4 protein-coding genes are annotated in these 5,166 nt (G+C 29.3%); all 4 read left to right on the top strand.

Going from position 1 to position 5,166, the window contains the following annotated elements; genetic code table 11:
- Positions 1-2,513 precede the first annotated feature (2,513 nt).
- Genes G0Q09_RS14570 through G0Q09_RS14555 form a run of 4 tightly spaced genes read left to right on the top strand, consistent with a single transcriptional unit; the run spans position 2,514 to position 4,917 of the window.
- The gene (locus G0Q09_RS14570; protein ID WP_219035428.1) at positions 2,514-3,041 is read left to right on the top strand and encodes a hypothetical protein; all 528 of its coding nucleotides are present in this window, start codon (positions 2,514-2,516) and stop codon (positions 3,039-3,041) included.
- Between the two features lie 6 nt (positions 3,042-3,047).
- Complete coding sequence (locus G0Q09_RS14565; RefSeq protein ID WP_257468297.1) at positions 3,048-3,584, top strand: Abi family protein; 537 nt, start codon at positions 3,048-3,050, stop codon at positions 3,582-3,584.
- A gap of 54 nt (positions 3,585-3,638) precedes the next feature.
- The gene (locus G0Q09_RS14560; protein WP_219035427.1) at positions 3,639-4,517 is read left to right on the top strand and encodes an IS982 family transposase; all 879 of its coding nucleotides are present in this window, start codon (positions 3,639-3,641) and stop codon (positions 4,515-4,517) included.
- 1 nt (position 4,518) lies between these two features.
- Positions 4,519-4,917 carry an Abi family protein gene (locus tag G0Q09_RS14555; RefSeq protein ID WP_219035426.1) on the top strand — a complete coding sequence of 133 codons (399 nt, stop codon included), beginning with the start codon at positions 4,519-4,521 and terminating at the stop codon, positions 4,915-4,917.
- Positions 4,918-5,166 lie beyond the last annotated feature (249 nt).

Below are 5,166 nucleotides of genomic sequence, written 5' to 3'. Positions count from 1 at the left end.
AATTTGATAAGAAAGAGTTGAGTCTTAATCAGAATATGAGATTATATAGCTCTGAACTCGTTATAGTGTACTCAAACTCTTTTCTCTTCTTTTTATACTACAATTTAAGATTTTCAAATCTAAAGGAGCTTGTCTCAGAATCTCATTCAATATGTCATTTCGAGGTATTGAGAAATCTTTCTATCACTTTTTTATTCATTACTTTTCTATTTTAATTATAGGTATTCATATGCCCTTCGGGGAAGCTCATCCAAAAAAACATTTGAAATTAAAAGGAGGAGCCATGGTATGGCTCAGGTAATTCAACTAAATAAATTATTTCCATAAAGTTGGCAACTCGCTCCACTCAGACACTCCAACTTTTTTATTCCAATAATTTAGAGTTGAATTGCATTTCGATTCTAAATCGTCGGATTTTTTTAATTCCTTTTTCAATACTCAAATTCTTTGTCATTCTGACCTTTCAAAGAATCTCATCCTCAACCTCAACCTCAACCTCAACCTCAATCTCAATCTCATATCTCATATCTCATATCTAACATCTAATCTGTACATTTTACTTAATACATACTACATTTTACAATTAAACATCGATACACGAACACCGAACAAACCATACGGAACGGATATACAATGGATACAGAATGGATACAGCGCGGATACACAACCGATACAGAAAAGTGTCATTTTCGATATACACCGATACAGGATTTTAACACTTTTTAACACTTAATTTATCTAACCACAATGTTTTTTATCAAGTTTTACGTTGTACGCTTAACGTTTTACGTGTTTTTTATTATCAATATTCTAATTCACTTATAACAACGAATTTTAGAGTTGACATACGATTTGCAGACGAGCTTCAATCCATTGAAACAAGCGTAAAAAAGATTAGTGAGCGTATGCGAATCATTTAATCTTTTTAGTGCGTGAGATGAGAATTGAACGTCGAAAATCGCGGTCTTGTAATGCTTTGCATTCATGAATACCTTAAAAATAATAATAAATCATATGAATAACTTTTGGTTCGTTTTTGCGTCAAGGTAAAAATGAACATATAATCATTTTCTTATTATCGTAAATTCAATTTAGAATTTCATCTCTATTTTTTCGCGCGCGCGTGCCTGTTTATAATATATTCCTCTTAAAAAGAAATTCCCCCGATAGACAAGTTTTAAAAAATACATTAATAAATGAAAACTAAAATTTAACACTAATTACTTTATGAAGATCATTTACTTTCTTCTTATGGTGTCTTCGGGGGATAGAGTGTGAATCTGTTTACTCTTTCATAATTTTACAATAGTTTTTTAAAATTCAACATTCGTTTTAAAAACCACTCCTTTTCCTGTACATCGCGCCAACTTTGTTTTGGGGAAAGGGGTTTTTGTTTTTACGATTTACGGTCTACGCTTAACGTTTTTCGTTTTTATTCTTATTTATATTCAAATTCACTTTTTATAACGATTCTTAGAGTCGACATACGATTTGCAGACGAGTTTCAATCCATTGAAACAAGCGTAAAAAAGATTAGTGAGCGTATGCGAATCATTTAATCTTTTTAGTGCGTAAAATGCTAATTGAACGTCGAAAATCGCGGTCTTGATTTTTTGATTACTTTTTGATCAAGCAAAAAGTAATATACCGAAGCTTATAAAGCTTCTCCTCTTAATCTCAAATGTGTTTTTTATCAAGAAAAAAAATGAATAATCTTAATCATGCATCTCAGCTTTTTGACACTCGCCTCCAAATCATATGACATTTTTTTAATTCCTTTTTCAATATTCAAATTCACTTTCTACAATGAGTTTTGTCATTCTTGACTTGTCTCAGAATCGCATCCTATATATTTGATTTAGACTCAACTCAAACAACTAACATCTAATCTGTACATCATACATTCAACTTATTACTTATAACTCATTACTTACAACTTAAAACAGGTAGTAGCCCCAATAAATTTGGAAAATGATATTAAACGTTTTAAATTTATTGTGCGAATAAAAAAGATAAAACGAATGCTTTCAAAGTCTCATTACCGAGGCTCTGATAGAGAGCGTGTAAAGAAAGGTCAGCCCTTTACTTTACGATCCGTGTTTTAAAAATGCTATAAATACGGGGTATTGTTCTTTAAAAGAATGGAAAAAACAAACAGACTTTGTCTGGTGGTTTTTTACGGATGAATGGAAATTGTTTCGTTCTCATTTTGTGTTGGGTTTTATGGAACGAGTCGAGATATGAAGAGGGGCGATTTCCTATCTTCAATTTAAATCGAGGTACGGCTAAGAACCTTTGACGAAATATCCGATAGAGAAAACCACCCCATAGAATGCAAATATACAAAATATGAGGTAGCGACAACCCTATTGGTCTTGCGTCATCTTAAATTAGCCGTTTTCGATAACAAGACTCGAGTTTAATAACTGTCGCTTAATTAATTATAGTCAAATATAGATAAATATTTTGTTACATGCAAATTTATATCTAATTAATTTAAAATAACATTAGAGTTGAGTGATAATAATAGAAAAGATAGATTAGTTTCACCTGCTTATAGAGAAAAGTTAGGTAAGTCTTTATTAAATAAGCGTATAGAATTAAACTATACCAGAAAAGATATTTCTATATTAACAACTATAACAGAAAACACAATCAATAGTATTGAAAAAGGTATAACTACCAATATAGATTATTACGTTGAATATGCAAAAGCCGTTCAGTACCCATTAGAAACATTATTAGACTTTAAAATTCCTCTTAAACCTCTCAATGAATTACCAAAAGATAGGATAGAATCTTTAAAATTGACATCAAAAATTAGAGAGCATATAGTAAATACTAACTTTCTTAATAAAGGTAAAACTGTTGCTGAAATAAAAGAGGAGTTAGTTCGGTTGAAATTAGTACCAAAAGAAATAACTTCTGTTGCTATCGCTGGTGTTATGAGGAACTTAAAAAACGATGAGTTGATCAGTTCAGAAGAAACAACTGGTAGAAAGGCAATTTATATTTTAAATCTTAATCAATACAAATATTGAAAATAAATGGCTGATACATTTACGAGTATAGAAAATCAAATTACTAAGCTGATTGATAGAGGTATGTTTTTTGACTTAGAGAATGATAAGATCAAAGAAATTTTATTAGATATTGGTTACTATAGATTAGGGTTTTATTGGTATCCATTCGAAATAGATGAAAATCATAATTTCGTAGAAGGGACTAAAATTTCGACTGTAATTGACTTGTATTATTTAGACGTAGATTTAAGATATTTGCTAATAAAATATATAAACAGACTAGAATTAAATTTTAGAACTAACCTAATTTACTGGGTTTCGATGCATTATAATAATAACTCGATTTGGTACACAGATCCTGCTATAATGTCAGAAGAATATTTGAAAGATATAAAATCACATTATAATAATAATTTTAAGAAAAAAAATATTCAAATTTGCAAACATCATCAAAAATATCCAGAAGATAAATATGCACCGTGTTGGAAAACATTTGAATACTATACATTTGGATCAATAGTTAAAGTATACCCGTTGTGCATTTTGATTACTAAAGAATAAAGTTGTTCATTTGATTGAAAATCAGTAAATTGCTTCAACTACAAAACATTTACAATGAACAACTTACTTGCAAATTACGAAAGAATATTGGAAGTTCTACGAAAAATATCAACAGATACACTTTTAATTTATCAACGTAGAAGACCTAAACTTTTTGATTTAGAACTTATCAGTCTTGTCTTAACTGCTGAATTTATGGGTATTGATAGTGAAAATCATTTATTTCGAAATCTTCCTAATACGTTAAGTTGTAAAATTGAGCGTAGTATTTACAATCGTAGAAAACGTAGATTATCAGAGCAAATTAATAGTATTCGCCTCAAATTAGCGAAAGAATTTAATGAATTTGAAAATTGTTTCATCGTTGATAGTATGCCGTTGGAAGTGTGTAAAATAGCAAGAATTAATCGCTCGAAAATTTGCAAAGAACATCAGTATAGTGCACCAAATAGAGGTTTTTGTGCTTCTCAGCAAATGTCTTTTTATGGCTATAAACTTCATGCTATTTGTTCTTTAAATGGTGTTTTCCAGAGTATTGATATCAGTCCCGCATCTGTTCATGACATTCATTTTTTGAAAGATGTTAAAACTCAAATGTATGATTGTTTGCTACTTGGAGACAAAGGATATTTGTCACAAACAATTCAAATTGACTTATTTAATGAAGCTAATATTCGATTAGAAACACCGAAAAGATCCAATCAAAAAGAGTATAAACCTCAGTTTTATCCATTCAAAAAGTACCGAAAAAGAATTGAAACGTTATTTTCTCAACTATGTGATCAGTTTATGATTAGACGAAATTATGCAAAGACTTTCGAAGGGTTTAAAACCAGAATTTTAGCTAAAATTACTGCACTTACTGTGGTTCAGTACATTAATAAAACATACTTTAATCGAAATATTAATAATCTAAAAACTCAAATTATTTAAAATGCACAACGGGTTTAAAGTATATGAGCATATTATCGATCAGGATGTTAGAAAAAAAATTTCTTTACGGTATTCGCTCAAGAAACCTGAAAAACTTCAGAACTTTTTAGATACTTTAGTCTTTGTTCGCAATAGTTGTGCACATAGCGGAGTTATTTATGATTTACATATAGATGAAGGAGTAAGTGGTATTCCTAATACTCCTTTTAACAATGAATACAGTCATAGTTTAGATTCTGCAATAAAAGCGTTAATATATCTGCTTAATAATATTTCAATTTCTAGAAAGAATGAACTTGAAATTAGATTACATGAATTATTCAATAAGTTTGAAAACAATGATGTTATAAAACAAATTATTGAAAAAAAATTAGGATATAGTTATTTAATAAAAGAATAATTGTATATTTGTAATATAATAGTGTCCCATTAATCATTTGCATTCGTGGTGCACTTAAAAAAAATAAACAGCCTTAGATATTATCTGAGGCTTTTTTTATACATAATATACCAGATTAATATGAATCCGTCTCACAACTGAGGCGGATTTTTTTTGGTTATTATTTTAGATTTTTGTATATTTATGTTTGATAATCAGATATTTGTCTATGAATTTCAAGTATTACAACCAAAATCAGACGGTGTTGTT

Source organism: Empedobacter falsenii (assembly GCF_019308355.1).
GTDB lineage: Bacteria > Bacteroidota > Bacteroidia > Flavobacteriales > Weeksellaceae > Empedobacter > Empedobacter falsenii_B.
The sequence above is the reverse complement of the archived record's forward strand: the minus strand, read 5'-3'. Positions and strand labels throughout refer to the sequence as shown.

What these genes read in the sequence shown, in the direction of transcription:
- G0Q09_RS14565 (WP_257468297.1), top strand. Translation starts at nt 3,048, where the DNA reads ATGGCTGATACATTTACGAGTATAGAAAATCAAATTACTAAGCTGATT.
- G0Q09_RS14560 (WP_219035427.1), top strand. Translation starts at nt 3,639, where the DNA reads ATGAACAACTTACTTGCAAATTACGAAAGAATATTGGAAGTTCTACGA.
- G0Q09_RS14555 (WP_219035426.1), top strand. Translation starts at nt 4,519, where the DNA reads ATGCACAACGGGTTTAAAGTATATGAGCATATTATCGATCAGGATGTT.